Origin of the sequence: Mycobacterium sp. E3298 (assembly GCF_001666895.1) — a bacterium.
Lineage (GTDB): Bacteria > Actinomycetota > Actinomycetes > Mycobacteriales > Mycobacteriaceae > Mycobacterium.
The window spans coordinates 1-1,330 of record NZ_LZJB01000364.1 but is presented as its reverse complement, the minus strand read 5'-3'; the positions used below and the strand labels follow the sequence as shown (position 1 = coordinate 1,330).

The following is a 1,330-nucleotide window of genomic DNA, read 5'->3' as shown; positions in this document are numbered from 1 at the left end:
TGGCGGATGGCGTGCTTGAGGAAGCTCGAGTAGACCCCGGAGTAGCCCATGATCAGGGCGTTGCGGTCCAGCAGGCACTCGGCGGGCATGGCCGGGGCGACCACCTCTTCGGCGGCATCGGCGATGTCGAAGAAGTCGATGCCGGTCTTGACGCCGATCTTGTCGAACACGCCGATGAGCGCCTCGACGGGCGCGTTACCCGCCCCGGCGCCGAACCGGCGACACGAACCGTCGATCTGCTTGGCGCCCGCGCGGACGGCCTCGACGCTGTTGGCCACCCCGAGCCCGAGGTTTTCGTGGCCGTGGAAGCCCACCTGGGCGTCGTCGCCGAGTTCGGCCACCAGTGCGGCCACTCGGTCGCGCACCCCTTCGAGGACCAGCGCGCCGGCCGAGTCGACCACGTAGACGCATTGGCATCCGGCGTCGGCCATGATGCGGGCCTGGGCGGCCAGCTTCTCCGGCGGAATAGTGTGGCTCATCATCAGGAAGCCGACGGTTTCCAGGCCGAGTTCGCGGGCCAGGCCGAAGTGCTGAATGGACACGTCGGCTTCGGTGCAGTGGGTGGCGATCCGGCAGATCGAGCCGCCGTTGTTCTGGGCCTCCTTGATGTCCTCCTTGGTGCCCACCCCGGGCAGCATCAAAAAGGCGATCTTGGCTTCGGTGGCCGTCTGCGCGGCCAGCTTGATCAGTTCCTGCTCGGGGGTTTTGGAGAAGCCGTAGTTGAAGCTGGACCCGCCCAGCCCGTCGCCGTGGGTGACCTCGATGACGGGCACCCCCGCGGTGTCCAGGGCGGCCACGATGGCACCCACCTCTTCTTTGGTGAATTGGTGGCGCTTGTGGTGCGAGCCGTCCCGCAACGACGTGTCGGTCAGCCGTACGTCCCAGATCGGGTTGAAGAAAATGTCGTGTGTGCTCATGCCTGCGCTCCCGGCGCCGTCGCGGATAAGGATTCCTTCGCGATTTCCTCGCCGACCTTGGTGGCCGCGGCGGTCATGATGTCCAGGTTGCCCGCGTACGGGGGCAGGTAATCGCCGGCGCCCTCGACCTCGACGAACGTGGTCACCACCGCCTGCCCACCGGAGTTGAGCGACGGCTCGTCGAACTGCGGCTCGTTGAGCAGCCGGTAGCCGGGCACGTAGGTCGCCACCTCGGCCACCACGTCGTGGATGGACTTCGCGATCGCGTCGCGGTCGGCGTCCTCGGGGATGGCGCAGAAGATGGTGTCGCGCATGATCATCGGCGGGTCGGCCGGGTTGAGGATGATGATCGCCTTGCCCCGCTTGGCGCCGCCGATCGTTTCCACGCCCTTGCTGGTGGTCTTGGTGAACTC

1 protein-coding gene and 1 pseudogene are annotated in these 1,330 nt (G+C 67.0%); both read right to left on the bottom strand.

Going from position 1 to position 1,330, the window contains the following annotated elements; translation table 11 throughout:
• The coding region (gene dmpG, locus A9X05_RS16915) for a 4-hydroxy-2-oxovalerate aldolase (protein WP_067782856.1) at positions 1-917 on the bottom strand (917 nt) is incomplete at its 3' end.
• Positions 914-1,330 (bottom strand): annotated as a pseudogene (locus A9X05_RS16910) (acetaldehyde dehydrogenase (acetylating)); the annotation flags it as partial. The gene dmpG and the pseudogene A9X05_RS16910, both read right to left, overlap by 4 nt.